The organism is Draconibacterium orientale (assembly GCF_900111425.1).
GTDB classification, from domain to species: Bacteria; Bacteroidota; Bacteroidia; order Bacteroidales; family Prolixibacteraceae; genus Draconibacterium; species Draconibacterium orientale.
On record NZ_FOHT01000026.1, the window covers coordinates 1 to 21,844 of the forward strand.

Annotated in this window: 20 protein-coding genes; 17 read left to right on the top strand and 3 right to left on the bottom strand. The window is 37.3% G+C overall.

The features are described from left to right. Positions 1 to 106 precede the first annotated feature (106 nt). The 10 genes from BMW53_RS14165 (at position 107) to BMW53_RS14215 (ending at position 7,313) form a co-directional block, all read left to right on the top strand. A complete protein-coding gene (locus tag BMW53_RS14165) occupies positions 107 to 682 on the top strand; it encodes a carboxypeptidase-like regulatory domain-containing protein (RefSeq protein WP_038561787.1) in 576 nt (191 codons plus the stop codon). 163 nt (positions 683 to 845) lie between these two features. Next, entirely contained in the window at positions 846 to 1,361 is a 516-nt protein-coding gene (locus BMW53_RS14170) for a ferritin (RefSeq protein WP_038561792.1), read from the top strand. A 63-nt stretch (positions 1,362 to 1,424) separates the two neighbouring features. Continuing rightward, entirely contained in the window at positions 1,425 to 3,617 is a 2,193-nt protein-coding gene (locus BMW53_RS14175; protein WP_038561797.1) for a RelA/SpoT family protein, read from the top strand. Between the two features lie 2 nt (positions 3,618 to 3,619). After that, positions 3,620 to 3,907: a tetratricopeptide repeat protein gene (locus tag BMW53_RS14180; RefSeq protein ID WP_038561802.1), complete on the top strand. Its 288-nt coding sequence runs from the start codon at positions 3,620 to 3,622 to the stop codon at positions 3,905 to 3,907. A gap of 186 nt (positions 3,908 to 4,093) precedes the next feature. Continuing rightward, a complete protein-coding gene (locus tag BMW53_RS14185; RefSeq protein ID WP_074780822.1) occupies positions 4,094 to 4,891 on the top strand; it encodes a tetratricopeptide repeat protein in 798 nt (265 codons plus the stop codon). Between the two features lie 383 nt (positions 4,892 to 5,274). Continuing rightward, the gene (gene rpmB / locus BMW53_RS14195) at positions 5,275 to 5,517 is read left to right on the top strand and encodes a 50S ribosomal protein L28 (RefSeq protein ID WP_038561818.1); all 243 of its coding nucleotides are present in this window, start codon (positions 5,275 to 5,277) and stop codon (positions 5,515 to 5,517) included. A 13-nt stretch (positions 5,518 to 5,530) separates the two neighbouring features. Next, positions 5,531 to 5,713 carry a 50S ribosomal protein L33 gene (gene rpmG, locus BMW53_RS14200; RefSeq protein ID WP_038561825.1) on the top strand — a complete coding sequence of 61 codons (183 nt, stop codon included), beginning with the start codon at positions 5,531 to 5,533 and terminating at the stop codon, positions 5,711 to 5,713. A 7-nt stretch (positions 5,714 to 5,720) separates the two neighbouring features. Continuing rightward, a complete protein-coding gene (locus BMW53_RS14205; RefSeq protein WP_074780824.1) occupies positions 5,721 to 5,873 on the top strand; it encodes a DUF4295 domain-containing protein in 153 nt (50 codons plus the stop codon). A 141-nt stretch (positions 5,874 to 6,014) separates the two neighbouring features. Continuing rightward, complete coding sequence (gene ftsY, locus BMW53_RS14210) at positions 6,015 to 6,965, top strand: signal recognition particle-docking protein FtsY (RefSeq protein ID WP_038565303.1); 951 nt, start codon at positions 6,015 to 6,017, stop codon at positions 6,963 to 6,965. Positions 6,966 to 6,980: 15 nt separating this feature from the next. Next, the gene (locus BMW53_RS14215; protein WP_038561829.1) at positions 6,981 to 7,313 is read left to right on the top strand and encodes a TraR/DksA family transcriptional regulator; all 333 of its coding nucleotides are present in this window, start codon (positions 6,981 to 6,983) and stop codon (positions 7,311 to 7,313) included. A 5-nt stretch (positions 7,314 to 7,318) separates the two neighbouring features. On the opposite strand, the gene BMW53_RS14220 is transcribed toward BMW53_RS14215, so the two are convergent. Further along, complete coding sequence (locus BMW53_RS14220) at positions 7,319 to 9,388, bottom strand: ATP-binding protein (protein WP_051567996.1); 2,070 nt, start codon at positions 9,386 to 9,388, stop codon at positions 7,319 to 7,321. Positions 9,389 to 9,484: 96 nt separating this feature from the next. Here BMW53_RS14220 and BMW53_RS14225 point away from each other — a divergent pair, with 96 nt between their 5' ends. The 3 genes from BMW53_RS14225 (at position 9,485) to BMW53_RS14235 (ending at position 12,605) form a co-directional block, all read left to right on the top strand. Further along, on the top strand, positions 9,485 to 10,375 hold the full coding sequence (locus BMW53_RS14225) for a fructosamine kinase family protein (RefSeq protein ID WP_051567997.1): 891 nt from the start codon (positions 9,485 to 9,487) through the stop codon (positions 10,373 to 10,375). Positions 10,376 to 10,451: 76 nt separating this feature from the next. Continuing rightward, the gene (locus BMW53_RS14230; RefSeq protein ID WP_038561831.1) at positions 10,452 to 11,387 is read left to right on the top strand and encodes an SIS domain-containing protein; all 936 of its coding nucleotides are present in this window, start codon (positions 10,452 to 10,454) and stop codon (positions 11,385 to 11,387) included. 60 nt (positions 11,388 to 11,447) lie between these two features. Further along, complete coding sequence (locus BMW53_RS14235; protein ID WP_074780827.1) at positions 11,448 to 12,605, top strand: pyridoxal phosphate-dependent aminotransferase; 1,158 nt, start codon at positions 11,448 to 11,450, stop codon at positions 12,603 to 12,605. On the opposite strand, the gene BMW53_RS14240 is transcribed toward BMW53_RS14235, so the two are convergent. Further along, positions 12,595 to 13,113, bottom strand: a complete 519-nt coding sequence (locus BMW53_RS14240; RefSeq protein WP_038561834.1) for a nitroreductase family protein — start codon at positions 13,111 to 13,113, stop codon at positions 12,595 to 12,597. The two genes, BMW53_RS14235 and BMW53_RS14240, sit on opposite strands and share 11 nt — an antisense overlap. Before the next feature lie 385 nt (positions 13,114 to 13,498). Between BMW53_RS14240 and BMW53_RS14245 the strand changes: the two genes are divergently transcribed. Then, entirely contained in the window at positions 13,499 to 13,969 is a 471-nt protein-coding gene (locus tag BMW53_RS14245) for a hypothetical protein (protein WP_038561837.1), read from the top strand. A 396-nt stretch (positions 13,970 to 14,365) separates the two neighbouring features. Next, positions 14,366 to 14,836, top strand: coding sequence for a hypothetical protein (locus BMW53_RS14250; RefSeq protein ID WP_038561840.1), 471 nt, complete (start codon positions 14,366 to 14,368; stop codon positions 14,834 to 14,836). A gap of 60 nt (positions 14,837 to 14,896) precedes the next feature. On the opposite strand, the gene BMW53_RS14255 is transcribed toward BMW53_RS14250, so the two are convergent. After that, a complete protein-coding gene (locus BMW53_RS14255) occupies positions 14,897 to 15,079 on the bottom strand; it encodes a hypothetical protein (RefSeq protein WP_038561842.1) in 183 nt (60 codons plus the stop codon). Between the two features lie 299 nt (positions 15,080 to 15,378). Here BMW53_RS14255 and BMW53_RS14260 point away from each other — a divergent pair, with 299 nt between their 5' ends. Both BMW53_RS14260 and BMW53_RS14265 read left to right on the top strand, forming a co-directional pair. Next, entirely contained in the window at positions 15,379 to 15,708 is a 330-nt protein-coding gene (locus tag BMW53_RS14260; RefSeq protein WP_038561845.1) for a hypothetical protein, read from the top strand. Between the two features lie 417 nt (positions 15,709 to 16,125). Beyond that, positions 16,126 to 21,822, top strand: coding sequence for a LamG-like jellyroll fold domain-containing protein (locus BMW53_RS14265; protein ID WP_081804898.1), 5,697 nt, complete (start codon positions 16,126 to 16,128; stop codon positions 21,820 to 21,822). Positions 21,823 to 21,844: the final 22 nt, after the last annotated feature.

Genomic DNA, 21,844 nt, shown 5'->3' on the forward strand with positions numbered 1-21,844 from the left:
AAATTGTATTTTTACCCATGTCTAACTTTTTGGTGTGGTAACTCAAAAGTAGACATACCGGGTGGTTCTTTAAAATGTACTGCCCGGTAAATTTTACCGGACACTAATGATTGAGAAATACGGAATAGTTAAAGGACAAATTGTTGATGGTGAGACGTATCAGCCTCTTTCCGGAGTGCAGATAGTAACCAATCCGGCTAGTACGTCTACTATAACAGCTGACGATGGAGTATTTGAGTTTTCCAAAGTTAAAGAAGGTGATTTAGCAGTTACCGCACGTAAAAATGACTATCTAAGTAGTACCGTTAGCATTGCTGTTTATGAAAACGAAACAACGGATTTAAGATTCTTTCTTATGAAAGATGAAAACGATATTGGATGGATAGAAATTTATGATCCCGTACCGGGCAATGGTGCTGTTGAACAAAGTACAAGTATAACTTTTAGGTGGGCAGTTGAGCAGGAATACTCAAGAAAAGAGTTAGAATACACAGTGTATTATTTCCAGTCGAACTCTACCACGCAAAAAGTTGCCGGCGAAAACTTAACCAGTAATGAAGTCGTAGTTGATGGCTTAAGTTACGATACAACATATTATTGGTATGTAGTTGCTAAATATGAAGGAGACCGTGTGGCAAACAGCCCAACATGGACATTCAAGACCAGGGTTGATGAAGAATAGCAGCACATTTATATTTGGCTCGAAAAGAAAAAGCAAGTCGATATTGCTCGATAAGGTAATTCAAATTACAATTCGTTAAGAAAGATCCGTTTTTGGATCTTTCTTTTTTATCTTTCTGTTGTTTTTCCTACTTTTAAGCACAAAATCATAAAACAAGTAGATCATGTTGAAAGAAAAAATGCTAAAAGCGCTAAATGAGCAAATTAACGCGGAACAATACTCTTCATTATTATACCTATCAATGTCGGCCTATTTTAACGATAAAGGGCTGCCGGGCTTTGCTAACTGGATGTATGTTCAATACCAGGAAGAGCTGACTCATGCCAACAAGTTTTTTAATTACGTAGTTGAACGAGGAGGTAAAGTGGAGTTGAAAGCTATTGACCAAATGCCAACAACCTGGGAAGGTGTTATTGATGTTTATGAGAAAACACTGGAGCACGAGCAGTTGGTTACCAGTTTAATCGATAAATTGGTTGATGTTGCTATTGAAGAAAAAGACCATGCAACACAAAGTTTTTTGCGCTGGTTTGTTGATGAGCAGGTTGAAGAAGAAGCTAACGTTACTGAAATACTTGATACCTTAAAACTCATTAATGGCCAGGGTAACGGTATTTTTATGCTGGATCGTGAAATGCGTAATCGTACCTTTGTTGATACTACTGCTGCAGCTCAATAATATTAAAATCAATATATAGAATTAAAAGGCTGCTCTTATAGCAGCCTTTTTTATTTTTACATCATGGAACCCAGAGAACAAATATATACCAGATACGACCACTTAAAAGAGTTTTGCCAGTTAACATGGGACGATGCATCGTTTCTGAAACTTGAGAATGCTTTTGAGTTTGCCCGGAAAGTTCTTGGCGAGACCCGCTTTTCTCACGACGAAGTAATTTTAAGCCATTCGCTCGAAGTTGCCTCCATAATTGCGATGGAGATCGGTCTTGAACCCGATTCGGTAATTACAGGTTTGTTACACAATGTAATGTATGCCGGATTAAAGGAAAAGGCAACTCAGGAAGAAATTGGTGAAAAATTTGGGAAGCATATAAGTTCTATCCTGGAAGGAATGGCAAAGATCAATGCCCTGGGAACCGATACCATCGATTTGCACTCGGAAAATTACCGAAAACTGATGCTGGCACTGGCCGGCGATGTACGAGTTATTTTGGTTAAAATCGCCGACCGGTTACAGGTAATGCGTAATCTCGAAGTTTACAGCAAGGCGAACCAGCAGAAACTCGCCTACGAAACACAATATTTATACGCTCCTTTGGCACACCGGCTTGGTTTGTACAGTATAAACTCCGAAATGCAGGATATTTGCCTGAAAATTCAAAAGCCTGATGAGTATTATTACGTTGTAAACCGTTTAAAGGAAACCGAACGCGAGCGAGCCAACTTTGTAGCCGAATTTGTTAAACCTATTGAGAAAAAGCTGCAGCAGCGCGGATTGAAATTTTCGATGAAGGCACGCACAAAGTCTATTTCGTCGATAAATACCAAAATGCGCAAAAAGAATGTTTCGTTCGACGAGGTAATGGACTTGTTTGCCATTCGTGTGATTCTTGACTCGGAACCGGAAAATGAAAAAGCCGACTGCTGGACAGCTTATTCGTTTGTTACTGAAGAGTATCAAACCAATCCAAACCGGCTGCGCGATTGGATAACCATTCCGAAATCAAACGGATACGAGTCGTTGCACACAACGGTAATGGGACCGCATAAAAAATGGGTTGAAATTCAAATTCGTACCAAACGAATGGATGAGGTTGCCGAAAAAGGCTTGGCTGCACACTGGAAATATAAAGGAGGCAAGGAATCGGGTTTCGACTCGTGGCTGGCTGGTATCCGCGATATTCTGGAAAATCCGGAATTAAATGCGGTTGATTTTATCGAACACTTTAACACCGATATATACAGCGACGAAATATTTGTTTTTACGCCAAAGGGCGATTTGAAGAAAATGCCCTCAGGAGCTACAGTGCTGGATTTTGCTTACGACATTCATTCGCGCCTTGGTGATACTTGTGTCGGAGGCAAAATAAATGGTAAAAAAGTTACTTTAAAACACAAGCTTAAAAACGGCGATCAAATTGAGATCGATACGTCGAATAATCAGAAACCAAAGTTAGACTGGTTGGAATTTGTAGTAACCTCGAAAGCCAGAAACCGGGTTAAAACGAGTTTAAACGAAGATCGTAACCGCCAGGCGAGTGATGGCCGCGAAATGTTGTTACGCAAGTTTAAAAACTGGAAACTGGATTTAAACGACGATGCTATTCGTAAAATTCTGAAACATTTTGGCTTTAAACTGGCAATTGATTTTTACTATGAAATAGCAAATGGTAAAATCGATACGCTTGAAGTAAAATCGCTGTTTGTTGAAAAAGAGGAGGAACCCGATACAACGAAGAAGACGATTGAAGAACTGTTGCCAACAAGCGAAGCAAAAAATCTGACGTATGATGGTGGCGAAGATTTTCTGATCATCGACAACAACCTGAAAAATGTAAATTACAAACTGGCAAAATGTTGTAATCCGGTTTTTGGCGATAAAATATTTGGTTTTGTTACCATAAACGAAGGTATAAAAATACATCGTGCCAGTTGCCCGAATGCACCTCAAATGAGAGAGCGCTTTCCTTACCGCATTATAAAAGCCGTATGGAAAGACAATACCAGCAATAGCTCATTCTTAACGTCGTTGCATATTTCAGGAACCGACGAAGTAGGGATCATTTCCGAGATTACACACATTATTGCAAAAGATGTTGGCACACAAATGCGAGCTATAAATATTTCGAGCGATAAAGGCAATTTTGAAGGCGTATTGCAGATTTTGGTTTATAACCTCGATCACCTTGAATTCCTTATTCATAAACTAAAAAAGGTAAAAGGTGTTATTTCAGTAAGCAGGGGAGAGAAATAGAAATGGAGAACATAGAAATTGAAAACAGCCTGAAAGTAATTGAAGATTTGTTGAAAACTGAAAAAGCAGAACAGGCCCGAAAACTTTTTGAAGAGCTTGAGGAACAGAATTCTGTACGTTATTTTTTGCTGAAAGGGAAGATTGAACAAAAATACCAGAATTGGGGCGAAGCCATAAATGCTTTTAGCCGTGTGTTGGATATGGAGCCCGGTAATACCGAGGCAATAAACAATCTTCACCTGATTAAAAATATATTGAACTTTTGGAATCCGGATTTGCTTAACCCGTAACTCGCTAAAAAATAATGCATTTTTTAACGGTACTGTTTTTGTTTCGGCAATAATAAGAAAAATGAGTAGGGAATCTTAATTACTGTATTTTAGGTTTTTAATTCAGAATTACTATTTTTGGGGCTCATCGACGAAATTTAGAGAAAAATTAAATTGAATTATAAAATATCAAAAAGTAGTTGAAAAATGAAAAGAGTAGTATTGTTAATGGTGATGGTGTTTATTTCAGTAATGACATTTGCCCAGGACGCCAGTGAATTAATGACGCAGGCAAATGCCGCTGTTGAAAGTAAAGATTTTGAAAAGGCTATTGAATTATTCGAATCTGTATTGGCCATCCCGGATCATGGACAGAATGTGGATAATATTAACGCCGTACTTGGTCAATTGCGCCCGGCTGTAGCAAAAAGTAAAGCATCGGATGCAGTAGATAGTAAAGAGTACGATAAAGCAATTGAGCTTTATAAAGCTGCTATTGCCGATTACCCAAATGAAGGTATTGAAGAGCAAGCGGGTAAAATTTTCTATAATGAAGGAATTAAAAGCTATAAAAGCGAAGATTTTGTTGAGGCTGCCAATTGTTTTGCCGTTTCGCAAAACGATTTCAATTACGACAAAGCCGAAAAATATAAAAGTGCTTCGTTGAAAAAGGCTGCTGAAACTTTGGTTGCCGAAGGAAAATCGTCGGTTGAAGGTGTTGCTGTTAGCGAGGCAAATAAAGCCGAATTGGTTGAAAACATTGCCAAGGTTTATTTTTCTCAAGGATATGACAAATACCAGGAAGGTGCTGCAACGATTAAAAGTGCAACCGAAAGTGTTAATTCCGGAAGCATCACAACTTTAGACGATGAATATAAAAACGCAGTAGCAGCCGGTAAGAAAAGCTTTGAACAAGCCATTCCGTTCTTGAAAAAAGCCTTAGAGCTTGATCCTAATAATGCAAATGCAAAAAAGGTATTAGCTGCATGTGAGCAAAGTTTATAAGCGAATTTTTAAATAAACAGTGAAAGGTTCGGGAGTGATTCCGGACCTTTTGTTTTTACAGGCGCTTTCTAAATCCAAAAACGGTTGTTCATTACGTTTCCGGAGTAAGGCAAACAACGCGAATTAATCATAAAATATTCAGCTAATTCTTTGTTTTCAGAAAAATTAATATTGCGTCAATATTCTTTTCATGCTATCGAAAATTAGCATATATTTGCAGGCGATTGAGTAGAAAACTCGTTTTTTCCTGAGTATTAACACGGTATTGTTAATTGTTTTTGCAAAAATTAGGATAACTACTTGATTATTTTCTAAAAAAGTATTTTCTTTGCACTCCGTTTTTAGTAATGTGTTTATTTTGAACATCAAGAAATTAAAAAGAAATGTCACGAGTTTGTCAAATAACAGGTAAAAGAGCAATGGTGGGTAACAATGTTTCTCACTCGAAAAGAAGAACTAAAAGAAAGTTCGATGTAAACCTGTTTAAAAAGAAATTTTATATGCCCCACGAAGATCGTTGGGTGCAACTAACAGTATCTGCTGCCGGTATGCGTACCATTAATAAAAAAGGCATTAAGTCTGCTTTAGCCGAGGCACAGGAAAAAGGTTTTATTGATAAATTTTAAAAGATCTTAAGCAATGGCAAAAAAAGGTAACAGAGTGCAGGTGATATTAGAATGCACAGAGCATAAGGATAGTGGTGTGCCAGGTACTTCAAGGTATATTACTACAAAAAACAGAAAGAATACTACGGAGCGTATGGAATTAAAAAAATACAATCCTATTCTTAAGAAAGTAACAGTACATAAAGAAATTAAATAATTAAGACATGGCAAAGAAAGCAGTAGCATCACTACAAAAAGGTGCCGGTAAAGGTTATGCGAAAGTAATCAAAATGATTAAGTCGGAGAAAACCGGAGCATACGCTTTTAAAGAAGAAATGGTGCCAAACGACGACGTTAAAACGTATTTTAAAAAATAAGAAAATATAATGTATAACAGGAAAAGCTTTCATGTAAGATGAAAGCTTTTTTTGTTTATATGAACGTTTTGATATTTTTTGTACCACAAATTTACTGTAACCAAATTTTGTACTATTTTAGAACCTGCAAATCATTTTTATATGGCCATATTCGGAAGTTTTAGCAGAAAGAAGAAAGAGAGTCTCGACGAGGGGTTGTTGAAAACAAAAGAGAGTGTTTTTAAGAAACTAAGTCGTGCGGTAGTTGGAAAATCGAAAGTTGACGACGAAGTTTTAGACAACCTGGAAGAGGTACTTATTACATCAGATGTAGGAGTTGATACAACGCTTAAAATCATTGAACGTATCGAAGAGCGTGTTTCGCGCGATAAATACATGGGCGTTAGCGAATTGAACAGCATCCTGAAAGATGAAATATCTGATTTATTGGAGGAAAATAATACCACTGATGTTTCAGACTTTGATCTTCCGCAAAAAGACGGGCCTTATGTAATTATGGTTGTTGGTGTAAACGGAGTAGGAAAAACCACCACCATAGGTAAACTGGCATACAATTTTAAACAAGCCGGGAAATCGGTCGTTTTGGGAGCTGCCGATACATTCAGAGCCGCTGCAATTGAGCAATTGGAAGTTTGGGCCGAAAGGGTAGATGTACCTATTGTAAAACAAAAAATGGGATCCGATCCGGCATCGGTAGCTTACGATACATTGGCATCGGCAAAAGCCAGCAATGCTGATGTGGTGATTATTGATACGGCCGGCCGACTGCACAATAAGGTTGGTTTAATGAACGAGCTAAGCAAGATTAAAAAAGTGATGCAAAAGATCGTTCCCGATGCGCCTGATGAAGTGTTACTCGTTCTGGATGGATCTACCGGGCAAAACGCTTTTGAGCAGGCCAAACAGTTTACAAAAGCTACTGAAGTAACGGCACTGGCACTAACCAAACTCGACGGAACTGCTAAAGGCGGTGTTGTAATTGGTATTTCCGACCAGTTTAAAATTCCTGTAAAATATATTGGTATTGGCGAGAAAATGGAGCATTTGCAAATTTTCCGTCGTCGCGAGTTTGTCGATTCGCTGTTTTCGTAATGCTAATTTGTTGCCATGGCCGAACTGAATAAGGTTGAAATAAAAGTTCAAATCACTTCCGAAATTGATAAAACGGAAAAACTTATTCAGGAATATACCGAACTGACAAAACCTGTTGAGCCGGAAAATGCCATTGGACGAATATCCCGGATGGATGCTATAAACAACAAAAGTGTTACTGAAGCCACTTTGCGTAAGGCAAAAGAAAAGCTTGAGAAGTTGAAATTTGCCTTATCGAAAGTTGATGACGATGATTTTGGCCGCTGTATAAGCTGTAAAAAACCAATTCCGCTGGGTAGGATTCTTATTATGCCGCAAGCGCGAACCTGCGTAAGTTGTTCGCATTAATTCTGCTATTCAGATATGGCCGGTTGTTTTAACTTCGACAGAATCTTTTTTAACTGGTTTTTATCAATCGGTTTTACAATAAAATTATCGCATCCCGCGGCAATTGCTTCTTGTTTGTAGTTTTCCTGCGCATATGCGGTTTGTGCAATAATGTACACGTCTTTATTGAATGTCCTTATCCGTTTTGTTGCTTCAAAACCATTTATTTTTGGCAGTTTAATGTCCATTAAAACGACATCGGTAGCTGGATTTTCCCGAACAACTTTAACTACGTCGATACCATTTTTAACCCGCTTTAAACTTCCTGATATGTCGGAAAGAATATGGCTTAAAAAGTCAAATGAAATTTCATCGTCTTCTGCAATTACAATGTTTAAATCATTGTCCCGGCTAAAATTAACTTGTTCTGCATGCGCCTCTGTTATAGTTAATTCCTGCGGTGTGCATACCGTTTTTAAATTGGGCAAAACAAAAGTGAATGAAGTGCCTTTGCCCGGTGTTGAAGAAACGCTGATTTCTCCATTTAGCAGCTTTACATAGCCACGTGTTATTGAAAGTCCCAGTCCTGATCCTTCATAGCCGCTAGAGTGTGAATGGTCGGCCTGAACAAAGTAATCGAATATTGCTTTTTGCTTTTCGGGAGCAATTCCAATTCCGGTGTCGCTTACCGTAATTTTTAACTCGGTAGAGTTAAGCGAGTAATGAATTTTTACATAGCCTTTGTTGGTGAATTTAATGGCATTTTTAATGAGATTGGTTAAAATGGAAGTCAGCTTGTACGAATCGCTGTAAAAGTTCTGCAACGGCGTATTAATTTCCGGCTCAACAAGCAAATCAATTCCTTTTTCATCGGCTTCAACGCTAAAAAAATCATACAATTCGGATACGATTTTTGCAATGTTTACCTTTTTAATTTGTGCCTCCTCGTTTCCTGATTCAATTTTCGAGATATCAATAATATTATTGATGGTATTCAGCATTCTGTCGCCACTCTGCTGAATGATGTTTATAAACTGAAGTTCTTCTTCCTTTGAATAAGCCTGCGTTTTTAAGAGTTCTGCAAAACCCAGAATGCCATTCATTGGGGTTCGTATTTCGTGGCTCATATTGGCTAAAAAAGCAGACTTCATTTTATCACTTTGCTCAGCCTTGTTTTTCTGACGCGAAAGTTCTTTCATAATCTCAGAGTTCAGGTAGAGTTGGTGTTGGAGATCATGTGTTTTTCTTCGAACCCTGGCTTGAAGAATTCGATTGACTACAATGAGAAGAAGAAGTATGAAGCCAACAATTGCACTGATGAGTATAATGTACCGCCAGTAATCTCTCAATCCATTCGATTCTTTGTCGTACTCGGCGAGCCACTGGTCATAAATGCGTTGGTATTCGCCATTTGAAAGCAGTATTTCTGTGGCGTTATTTATTATTGCTGCCAATTCAATCGAACCTGGCGAAAGCATAAACCCCATGCTTCGCTCCAGTATTCGGTGGTTAGTAGTTTTTATGTAGTCTTTTTGATGTTTAGTTACATAATACATCCCACCAATTCGTTGGGCAATGGCGCAAGTTATCTGTTCGTCTTCCAGTAAATCAACTAATTGATTGTAATTGGCAGCATAAACAAATTTCGCGGCAGGATTTATACTTAAAACATAGCGCACCAGTACATCGTTTTTCCATAATGCAACAACGGGTTGTTTTTGAGTTCGCAAAAACTCTATCGTTATAGTTTTATGGTAATTATTGTTGTAAAAAAAGCAATGCGAAGTATTTATAACCGATCGGGTATAAAGGTGCTGATTATCGGGATAGCCGGGGTAGTGAGCTCCGGCAATACCGTCAATTTGTTCGTTTTCCAGTAACGAGTTAGCCGCTTGCCACTCTGCTCCCGATATTTCAATTTGGTTATTATACAGCTCATTTATGGCCTTTACCAAATCGATGTTAAAGCCAACAAGGTCCCCATTCTCATCAATATAATTAAACGGGGGATAATTATTACTCGCCTTAATTTTATATTGAGCATTTAGGTAATAGCAATTAGTAAATACTATTACGCAAATTAAAAATAATCGCATATTGGGTTATTTTGAAACAACGCTAAAAAGTTTTTTGTAATCTAATTTCCTGCTAAATTTAAACATATTCTTTAATTAAGAAAATAAACAAACAAAATGGGGGTAAATAGTCAAGGTCGTATTTTGCAGGAAGTTGAAAAGCAATTGTCGAATGTACTTGGAGAAACGGTAATGATTACATCTTCCAAAGTTTTGTCTGGCGGATGTATAAATCATGCTTCGAAAATCGATACCAATTGTGGCAGCTTTTTTTTGAAATGGAATTCGGATTGCGAGAGCGATATTTTTATCCGCGAAGCAGAGAGTTTGAAGGAACTCAGCAAGGCATCAGACGGGACGTTTTGTGTGCCCAAAGTGTTATATGCAAAAGAACTTGACGAAATGCTCGCTTTGCTGGTGATGGAATACCTGGAACCGGGAGGTTTCGATCAGTCGGAAAGGTTAGGAAGAGGGTTGGCACTAATTCATAAATATCAGCAAAATGATTTTGGATTTTATTCCGATAATTATTGTGGCGCAACTACACAAAATAATACCTGGGGAAAAAGCTGGGTGCCGTTTTTCCGTGATAAGAGATTGGCGTTTTTAATAAATATGATTCGGGAAGGCAGGGGGTTAGACAGTTCTTGTTTGCGTTTGTTTGAAAAGTTGCTGGATCGCCTCGAATTGTTGATTCCGAATGAAGAAAGGGCTTCGTTAATTCATGGCGATTTGTGGTCGGGCAATTACATGTTAACAAAGAATGGTCCGGCATTAATCGATCCGGCAGCCAGTTATTCGCACCGCGAAATGGAATTTGGAATTGTTACTATGTTTGGGGGTTTTTCTTCGCGTTTTTTTGATGCCTATAACGACGAATTTCCGCTCGATTCCGGATGGCAAGAAAGAAATCAGCTGTATCAGTTGTATCATGTGCTTAATCATTATTATTTATTTGGAGGTGCTTATCTGCATCAGGCTGTAGCAATAGCAAAACGGTATTTGTAAATTTCTTTCCGGTAAATACTTGTATTTGTACGTTTTGTTTTTGTAACTTATAGTTATAATCCAAAAGGTTACAGCAATGAAACATGAAGTTTTTGAAATACCGTACAGGGCAGAGCTGTGTTACATGAAGAACAAGGGGTTGATATTGCCGGAGGAGGTGCCTTATATTGGTATGGGGGCTTCGCATATTGCAACAAAAGCTTTTCGTTTTATGGGAATAAACTTTTTTCCTGAGAAAGCAGCCGAATATTTTAATTACCTGTTAAAGTATAAAGAGCCTGAAAAAGGCGTACTTATTTCGCAATCGGGGCAAAGTTCTGAAACGCTTTGGTGTGCCGACTATTTTAAGTCTTTTACCGCTATTGTAAACGACGAGAACAGTCCGTTGGGAAAACATCCGAACTGCTCGAAGAAGGTAATGTTGTATTCCGGGATTGAAAATCATATCGCCACAAAAACATACATTAATACTTTGCTGGTATTGTATCTGGGGTTTGGTTTTGATCCGGGCGAAGCAGTAGAAGCACTAAAAAAACATCAGGCAGAATTTGAAGCCTTAGGTACCGATATTGGCGCACGAATCTATACGAAAACACAACGGAAGAAACGCTGTTGTTTGTATATTCTTGGCAACGGACCAAATGTTGCTACCGCTAATATTGCGGCACTTGTGCTCAGCCAGGTAATGCGAATGCCGGTTTTAAGTATGTCGGTTTCGCAATACGAACACGGATTTATTGAAACAGCCAAAGATTCGATGGTTATTGCTATAAACCACGAAGGGCGCGAACATAAACGCACAAAAAGGTTGTTGAAGAAAGTGAATGTTGCAGGTGCCGAAACTTGCGAAATATCGAACAGGTATGTGGAAAGCATTTTTAGTCCGGTTACGTTACCCATTCCGTTTTATTATGCTGCCGAATATTTATCACAAAAACTAAAGGTAAAAACACTTTTCCAGGTGGGCGATAAAGTGGTAAGCAAGGTTATCATCGATAAAAATTATGAGTAAAGCCATTGTTGTCGGTTGCCTTAATGATTAAATTAGCCTCAAAACCAAAATCCGATTCTAATGATCGCACAAAAGGCTAAGGAAATTACTCCTTTTATTGTAATGGAAGTTCTTGAAAAGGCTGCCGAAATGGAGCAGCAGGGAATAAATGTAATCCATCTGGAAGTGGGAGAACCCGATTTTAACGTTCCAAAATGTGTTTCGGTTGCCGAACAAAAAGCCTTCGACGAAGGCCGAACGCATTATACACACAGCCTTGGCGACCCCGAACTGCGCAAGCAAATTGCCGAAAAATACAAAGAGGAATATAATGTAAGCGTGTCGCCCGGGCAGATTATTGTAACATCGGGAAGTTCGCCTGCCATTTTATTAACGTTGGGCGTGTTGTGCGATGCCGGCGATGAAGTAATAATTTCCGACCCGGGATATGCCTGCTACGAGAATTTTATACGCTTTATTGGTGCAAAAGCTATTAAGGTGCCGGTTTACGAGGAAGATGGATTTCAGTACCGGTACGAGGAAATAAAAAAGCGCATTACCGACAGAACACGCGCAATAATGATAAACAGCCCCATGAATCCAACCGGAAACCTTTTGTCGGTTGAGTTGATGAAAGATCTGGCAACATTTGATATTCCAATTGTTTCCGACGAAATTTATCACGGTTTGGTTTACGAAGATCGTGCTCATTCTATTCTGGAAGTAACCGACAAGGCCTTTGTTCTTAATGGATTTTCGAAACTTTACGCAATGACGGGGCTTCGTTTAGGATACGTTATTGCTCCGATGGAGTATTTAAGATGTATGCAGAAAATGCAGCAGAACTTATTTATTTGTGCAGGTTCAACTACTCAGCGCGCCGGCATTGAAGCATTAAAAAATGCGGGTAACGAGGTGGAGGAAATGCGCTTAACCTACGATAAAAGACGCCGGTATTTAATTGAACGGTTAACGAAGCTGGGTTTCGATATTAAAGTGAAACCCACAGGAGCTTTTTATGTAATGGTAAATGCCAAACACCTTTCAAATGATAGTTATAAGCTGGCTTTCGATATACTGGAAAAAGCGCATGTTGGCGTAACTCCCGGAATCGATTTTGGCGATAACGGCGAAGGCTTTCTGCGTTTCTCGTATGCCAATTCAATCGAGAATATCGAAGAAGGAATGAATCGTTTACAGAACTACCTGGTTAAATATCACAATGTGCCTATGAATTAAAGCGGTCGAAATGAACGATCTCGTCAATAGGTTTGCGCTTTTTATCCGGTCTTTTGCTATTTGGGTATCCAAGCGGAAGTAAGGCAACAGGCTCGATATTAGCTGGCAGTTGCAACAGGTTGGAACAACAGGTTACATTAAAATTACACACCCAGCATGTACCTAAGCCCAATTCGGTGGCTTTTAAGGTTATGTGGTCGATGGCAATTGCCAGGTCGATATCGGCAGAATCTTTGCCATCTGAAGCCCGTTTCCACGATTGAGAATGGTCGGCACAAGCAACTATAATTACCGGCGCTGTGCGAAACCAGCTGCGGTCGTAGCATTTATAGAGCTGAGTCAGGACTTCCTTGTTTTGCACAACAATAAAATGCCAGGGTTGAAAATTAACGGCCGACGGTGCCAGTCTGCCAGCTTCCAGGATTTCAAAAAGTAGTTCCTTTTCTATTTTGGTATCTTTATAAGCTCTAACCGAGTAACGGTTTTTTATAATATCTGACAAATTCATAGGCCACTAATTGTTTATTTTAACTGTTCGCCAGCTGGTGCATTCAGCTTTTATTTTACCGTTTCGGCCGTTGGGCCGGTGTTTCGCGGGGAATTCTGATAAAATCTGCACTTTTAGTATGTAAATATAAACTTTTTCAGTTTTTAAAAGTGTAAGCAGAAATATGGTTTTCTGTCAATTTTTAATCCGTTTTTCAAATTTTAAAGTTCAGAGTGTAAGGGAAAAATGACTTGTGCTTAAAGTCTTTTATTTTCAATGTTTTAATGGTGTTTGAAATGTGTTTTAGAGCATTCATTTTTCTTGTTGCAGCATTAAAAAATATACGTCATTTGCACGAAAATTAAACAATAACAAAGTTTAGAGTTGAACCTTAAATTTTAATGTCATGAGAAAAGTAAATTTTATAATCGCAATTGTAACATTTTTTACCATGGCCACATCTGTAGCCAATGCCACCGGAATACGTACTGAATTTAATGAGTTTGAATTTACCCTTGTTGATGATTTGCACATGGGCAAAAAGGTAGATGCAATTTGGACCTTGAGCTACGACAAATCAGAAAAACCGGTTACTGTTGTTAAACGAAATACAATCGAAGGAACAGAATATGTGGTAAGCGCAGAGTTCTTTTCAGTTCGTTACGTGGCTAATGCATCAGGTTTTGGTGCAAAACAAGTTCGAAAATCATGGTGTAATGTAGATAGCAAAATCAACAATGCAGTTATTAATCAAACCGAATTAAAAAATCAAGAAATTATTTCGCCAAACAAGGTGGATGACAAAATGGCTTTAGGGCTTATTGCAAGTTACCTGCCCGATCTTTTAAATGATGGATATACGCACTTACTCAATTAATCGCAATAAATAGAATAAAAGCAATTTTAATTCGAAGCCATCCGTTTTACGGGTGGCTTTTTGTTTTTACTGTTTGGGAGGGTAAAAAACATAATAGAATCATAAACTATTCGTCGATTAAATCTGTCGTTCGTGGACAGATTTTAATTAGCCCTCAGAGTTGATGTAGTTGCATTTTTTTAATATTATAAAAAATGTAAATAAAAATCACCTTTTGTTTTCAAATTGAATATGTATTGGGGTTGAGACTATCAGTATGTAAAAAGCAACCTTTTTCTGTGAACGGAATCTGTTTTACAGCAAGGCTTTTGGATGTCACCAAAATGTAATTCGTGCGTCTCTTTAATACAAATAATTACGAAAACAATTACAGTCAGAAAACAAAAATTTAGAGTCATGAAAAAAGTTAATTTATTATCCGTATTGGTTTTAGCAACCTTATTCGTTTCTGTTAGTGCATCAGCAACCGGAGTGCGTACTCAATTCAAATCGTTTGAAATTAAAGAAGTCGATAATCTTTACATGGGAAAATCGGTGAAAGCACTTTGGACGGTAAGTTACAGTGCCGAGGAAGATCCTGTTACAGTTGTAAAACGTACGACGCTTGAAGGCGTTGAATATGTTGTGCATTCAAAACATTTTCAGGTAAGCTATGCGGCAACCAGCGAAGGATTTGGAGCTAAAGAAACCAGAAAAGCCTGGAGCGATGTGCCAAAAAGAATTGCAAGGGCCGTTATTAGTCAGGAAGAAATGGAGCGCCAACGTATTATTACTCCTAATAAAGTTGACGATGAAACTGCGCTGGGTTTAATTGCAAGTTATTTGCCCGACCTGATTAACGATGGTTATACGCATCTTTTGAATTAAGCAGCAAATTTTATTTCATAGAAAGCAATTTTAAGGGAGCCGCGAGTAATCGCGGTTTTTTTATATACAGCCACAAACAAAGCCATCTGCCAGGCTATCGAGTGCCTCTTTTTCTGCCTTTTTCTCAGTATCGGTTCCTTTACATTTCATGCAAACCGGTAAATTAACGGTAGTATTCAATTCTGAATTCTCAGTAGTGATCGGCTCTTTACAAACAAAACAGGTATTTTTCAAGTCTCCCATTTAAATTAATTCGATATGCTTTGTGTAGTGTTATATTTTTTAGTGCAAAATTCATCTCAAAAATAACAATTGTTTGAAGACTAAGTATAAAGCATGAATTTCGCAGGTTCAAAACTTAATTAATTTTCAAAATTGAATGTCCGCAATTGGTCACAACCAGAACGTCACCCTGAACTTGTTTCAGGGTCTTTCTTACAAACAACTGATTATTAAATGCGAGAGATGCTGAAACAAGTTCAGCATGACGTGCTAAATATTAATTATGACATGGAACGGATAATCAAAAAAATATATCAAGAATGAACAAGAGAATTTTTCTGCTGGCCGGCGCGCTGCTTTTTAGCTTTTCAATCCTTCTTGCCCAGCATGGTAGCAATAATGCTGACGAAGCAATTTGCAAACACATTCTTGCAGAACTGCAACAACACAGCGAAAAATCAACAGCAGAACTTGTGGTTTTTGCCGGAAAACTATTGATGAACACGCCTTACGTTGCGCACACATTAGAAACCGAGCCCGAACAGTTAATTTTCAAAAAATACTTATGTGAAAAACTAAAAATACTGAGGCGAAATCAGCAATGTGCAAGGCTAAATATCATGCGAAATTCAAATAATCTGAGAATTTAGCAATACTTTATTTAGAAACATTATAAATTACAAAAATTGACAATTTTTTTATTTGAAACATTTTGTTAAGTTGAGTATAGATTGCCTAGATACGGGCTTCTTGTAAGGCGGTTCTATATTTAGAAAATTCTAATTACTAACAATAGCATTAAGAATAAGGGGACATCATAAATTGTTAGTGAATAAAATAACAGAGGTAAATAATTTCTATTAATCCGGAAAAATGCTAATTAGAAAATTCAAATAATCATTAAGAAATCTGCTTAAAATTGTGTATATTAACATATAATTAATGAAATCCATATTCTATGCCAGGTAATTGCGATGGAGCATTCACATTGAGAACAACTTATTTTTTGCTTTGCATTTGGAATATATTTGTAGAGAATTTACAAACCTATTTAAGTTGTTAATAAAATGTGGACGCTAGTACAAATTATCGTGAATTATTTTAGTATGTGGGATTTTAACAAGAGTGTTAAAAGATTCGAGGGAAGAAAACTAAATGTAAAGAAAGGTACAAGGTATCTTTTTGTGTTATTCTTTGTATTGCTGGTAAATATTGGTAATGCAACAGTGTATTATGTAAGTGCATCAGGAGATGATGCAAATACTGGAACCAGCGAAAGCCAGCCATGGAAAACTTTGGCAAAGGTTAGTAGCACTTCTTTTAGTCCGGGCGACCAAATCTTATTTAAAAGAGGTGATGAGTGGTCAGGAACTATTACTGTAACTTCATCGGGAAGTGCAGGAAGTCCAATTGTTTATGGAGCTTATGGATCAGGTGAGAAACCAAAGATTTATGGTTCTGAAGCAATTACAGGTTGGACAAAACATTCGGGGAATATTTATAAAGCTACCTTTAATTCTTCAATCAACCAATTATTTGTTGGAGATTCAAAATTGAAAGTGGCACGCTATCCAAATAGCGGCTACCTATTTATTAATTCGGTACAGGGATCGACAACTTTTACTTCTAACGAACTAGATGGAGGAGTAAATTATGCAGGTGCTACATGGTTTGGCCGAACTTCTGTATATTTTACGCCAACAACAACAGTATCTTCTTCAAACTCAAAAACAATTATATTAAATAGTGCGCCTGCAGGTGACTTGGGGGTTGACCGGGGATTCTTGTTAATGAATAAATTGGAGTTTTTAGATCAAGCAGGAGAATGGTATTACGATGCATCCTCAAAAACCGTTTATGTGTGGATGCCAAATGGCGATTCTCCAGACAATTATACTGTTAAAGGTTCTGTTTATAAAAATGGATTTTATGCTAATGGAATTAATAATCTAACCATTGAGAATTTGAATATAACCCAATTTGCGGAAACTGGGATTTACGTCAACAATTGTGATGAATTGACAGTAAATAATAACGATATATTGAATGCAGACGCCTATGGAATATATGATAATTCTCACTCTTCAAATAATACAATTACCAATAATACTATAATTGGTTCGAATCACTTTGCACTTTATTTAAGAATGATGAACTCGTTGATATCGGATAATACCATATCACAAATTGCAGTATTTGATGAACTTGGAATTTCAGGGACAGGAGACCATGCAGAAGGAGGAGGTATTTTTATGGCAGGTATTGATGGAGGAAACACTGTGCAATACAATCGACTCACCGATATAGGGTATCACGGGATATATTTTGCTAGACCAAACAATAGCATTCAATATAATTTTATTGATGGTGCTTGTAAGATAAAAGGTGATGGTGGTGGAATTTATACAAGTTTTCGTACGAGTCCAGGACCAAATGGATCTGTAGTTAAAAATAACATTGTATTAAATGTTACAGGTAGCAGATATGGCTATACAGCAAGCAGGGCTTATGGTGAGGGAATATATATAGATGAAAGTGCCGAAGAGGTTATTGTCGAAAATAATGTGGTTGCACATTGTTCAAATTCAGGTATATTTTTACACGATAATGCATCTACAGTTGTTAAAAATAACACAGTACTAGATGCAAGATATGGTATTCAGATTAACAAAGAGCATGGGGCTAATTCAATTAACAATAATATTATTTATGTATTAGATGAGGATGAATATGAACCAAACCAATTGTTAGTAAAAAGAAACAGTGTTAATACTTCTTTTGATTACAATAAATATGTTAGTCACTACAATTCCGCAAAAATATTTAAAGAAATAAGTACTTATGCTGATTTTGCTGGTTGGAAAAGTGTATCGAAACAGGATGGAAATTCGACAATAGATATCTCCATTCTGAATGATGGAGAAACAGAGGAATTGCTCTACAATGATACAAAACAAACAAAAACTATTTCTCTAGGCAGTACGAAGTACCGTAATTTGGATGGGGAAATAGTAACTAATAATGTTAGTTTAGAGCCATTTACAGGAGTAATTTTAATTAAAACATCATCTACAAGTGATATTAATACTACCCCTGAGATTTATGATCAATCTTTTGGATTTATAGGTGATAAACAAATTAATGAGTTTCTTGCACAGGTAATTGCAAGTGATCCGAATGATGGACAGACGCTCACATACGATATTCAGGGTGGTAATGAGGATGGCCTATTTTATATCGACGCAACAACGGGAATTATTTATGCTGCTTCATCAATTTACGAAACAAATGATAAATCAATTCAGTTAGTTGTTTCTGTAACAGATAATGCTACAGAGTCATTATCTGCTTCAGCTATAATTACAATGAACATTTCGGGTGTCAATACTAACATTCCGGATGGGGACATCTTGCCTTCTATTACATCATTTACACTGCCACCTTCCTCGTCGTCTTTAACAGTTCCAATTACTTCTTTTTCTACTGATGGAAATGTCGTAAGTTATCTGCTGAGTACCTCATCTGACGAGCCGATAATGGACGATAGTAACTGGACGACGTCGAACCCAGAAGTATATGTTTTTAGTAAGAGTGGTGAGAATAAGCTTTATGCATGGGTAAAAGATGCAACTGGAAATATTTCTACATCTTCTAGTGCGACTACATTAATTACGTTGGATAATAGTACTACTTATTCTGAATACCGCTTTGAAGAAACGTCTGGGGCCTCTGTAATTGATTCAAAAGGAGCAAATGATGGTATTATTTTTAATGAAGAGCTAAGAGTTGAGGGAGTAAAAGGACAGGGATTACAATTTCTCGGAAATGGTTATATTAATTTAGGACAATGTTTTTCCACCAATGTAATTGATGGAATAACAATGAGTACCTGGATAAAACAGCCTGCTATGTCTGGTGATTATCAGGGATTAATAATGCACGGTGGCCCGAATGATGATACTTTTGCATTATATATAAAGCCTGATACGAAAACTGTTGCATTTAAAACAACAGGCACTACTTCATCTTGGTCTACCATCGACAATGTTGATAAATTGTGGGATGGAGATTGGCACCAATTAGCGGTAACTTATAATGGCACAGAAAAAATAATTTATCTTGATGCTGAGGAAATTTTCGCGGTGTCTGGAAATGGTACTATCGAGTCAGGAGAAGGATACAACTTACTTATTGGGGCAGGAAGAGACAGAATTGAACCTATTTTGTTATACACCGGATATATCGATGAAGTTAGAGTATACAACTATGGATTAACAAGCTCTGAAATTGAAGAAATCTATAATTCTATAGTTAATAAGATTGATACCGTTTACACAACAGAAGACATTTCAATTTGCGAAGGCGAGTCATACAAAGGCTGGACATCCGCAGGCGAATACCAAACGGTTCTGCAAAGTGCTGTTGGAGGAGATAGTATTGTAACAACAAATTTATCTGTTAATCCAGTTTATGATATAGTTGAAAATATTGTTATCCAGGCAGGAGAAGATTATAATGGCTGGACTGCTTCAGGGGAGCATGTTCGTAATTTAACTACCATTTTTGGTTGTGATAGCACTATAACAACTGTTCTCAGTGTTGAAGAAAACCCAATTTATACGACCGAAGAAATTTCTATCTGCGAAGGTGAATCGTATAACAACTGGACATCCGCAGGCGAATACCAAAGAGTACTAAAAAGTATTACCGGTGGCGACAGTATTGTAACTACCTATTTAACCGTTAATCCGGTTTATGATATAGTTGAAAATATTGTTATCCAGGCAGGAGAAGATTATAATGGCTGGACTGCTTCAGGGGAATATATTCGTAACTTAACTACAGTTTTGGGATGCGACAGCACTATAACCACTGTTCTGAGTGTTGAAGAAAAATCTGCTCATGAAACAGTATATTCCACGGAAGAAATTTCTATTTGCGAAGGTGAATCGTATGAAGGCTTAACCTCCGCAGGCGAATACCCAAGAGTACTGCAAAGTATTACTGGTGGCGACAGTATTGTAACTACCTATTTAACCGTTAATCCGGTTTATGATATAGTCGAAGATATCGTTATCCAGGCAGGCGAAGATTATAACGGTTGGACCACTTCGGGCGAATATGTTCGTAATTTAACTACCATTTTTGGTTGTGACAGCACCATAACAACACATTTGATTGTAGAAGAAGATACCAGACATTTCGTTCCTGTTTGGGATGGAGAGAATGGTCAGGATCATATGACTTTTGTTGTTACCAAGGCTCTTGTTGACAGTATTGAACTTGGCATTGGTGATGAAATAGCAGTTTTTGATAATGACATATGTGTTGGTTCTGTGGTTTTGACAAGCAGCATAAATATTGACGACGAAAATTCCTATGTTTTCATATCTGCTTCGCAGGCAACCGAAGATTTAAATGGGTTTACTGATGGAAATGATGTAATATTTAAGATTTGGGATTCAAAAGAACAGGTTGAAAAAGTTGCTAACCATGTTATTTACCACGATGATTTACCCGAATGGATAATTTCTGGTAAATTTAAGTCGAGAGGTACTTCAGTAGTCGAAATCAGTTATGTTTATGAAGAACCAATTATTACTCAAACGATACAGCTTGAACTGGGATGGAATATTTTTTCCGCTGCAGTTGTGCCTGATGATCCGAACATAGAAGTAATTAGTAGTGTTTTGGTTGAGAGTAAAGATCTTTTTAAGGTGCAGAATGAAGAAGGTAAAACCTATGAGAAAATTCGTAGCACCTGGATAAATAATATTGGCGATATGAAACAAACGGAAGGTTACCGTATTCGTGTAAAATCAGCTTGTAGCATTGAAATTACGGGATCCCAGGTTAGTTTGCCAATGAGTATAAACCTTAAAGCCGGATCAAACCTTATTTCTTTTCCATATAATGGATCTGTTGATGCAATGCAGGTTATTCAGCCTTTAATTGATGCCGGGGCTCTGGAAAAAGTGCAGGATCAAAAAGGAAATTCAATAGAATACTGGGGAACTGAAATAGGTTGGCTAAATGGTATCGGTAATTTTAATGTTGGACAAGGTTACCAGGTTCAGGTTAATTCAGATGTTGTTCTAACGATTGGAAATTTATACGAAAAATCTGTTTATGTAGATGATAATATTGAAACAGTGTATTTTCAACCTGAATTTCATGGAAATGGCTCAAATCATATGAATATAAATTTATTCGGATTTGATGACTCTCATTTATCGATTGGAGACGAAATTGCAGCCTATGATGGCGACATTTGTGTTGGTGCAATTACTATAACTGCTTCTGATTTGAGAAATAAAGCAGTAAGTATTAATGCTTCATCCACTGATATAGGCGAGAATAACGGCTTTACAGAAGACAATAACATTGAACTGAAATTTTGGGATTCTGAAACCAATGAAGTAAAAGATTTTAATCTTTCAGTTGTGAATGGTGAATTAACATACACCATGCATTCAAGTGTTTTTATAAGGTTTGAAAATCAGCTTCTTGATGATGAAAATGTATCTTTTTCTATTGATATGTATCCCAACCCGGCTACAAATAATGTGAATGTCAGATTCTCTCAAATTCCGGAGAGTGGAGCACAATTGTTGCTTTTGGATATTAACGGTAAACAGTTGCAAAGTCGGGAGGTACAATCAACACTTGAAAGATTGGATATTAGTAGTTATCCAGCAGGTATATATTTTATAAAAACTGTTGTAGGTGACTTCGTAAAAACGAATAAGCTCATTAAGAATTAATCTCATGTATGCTAAATCAGAA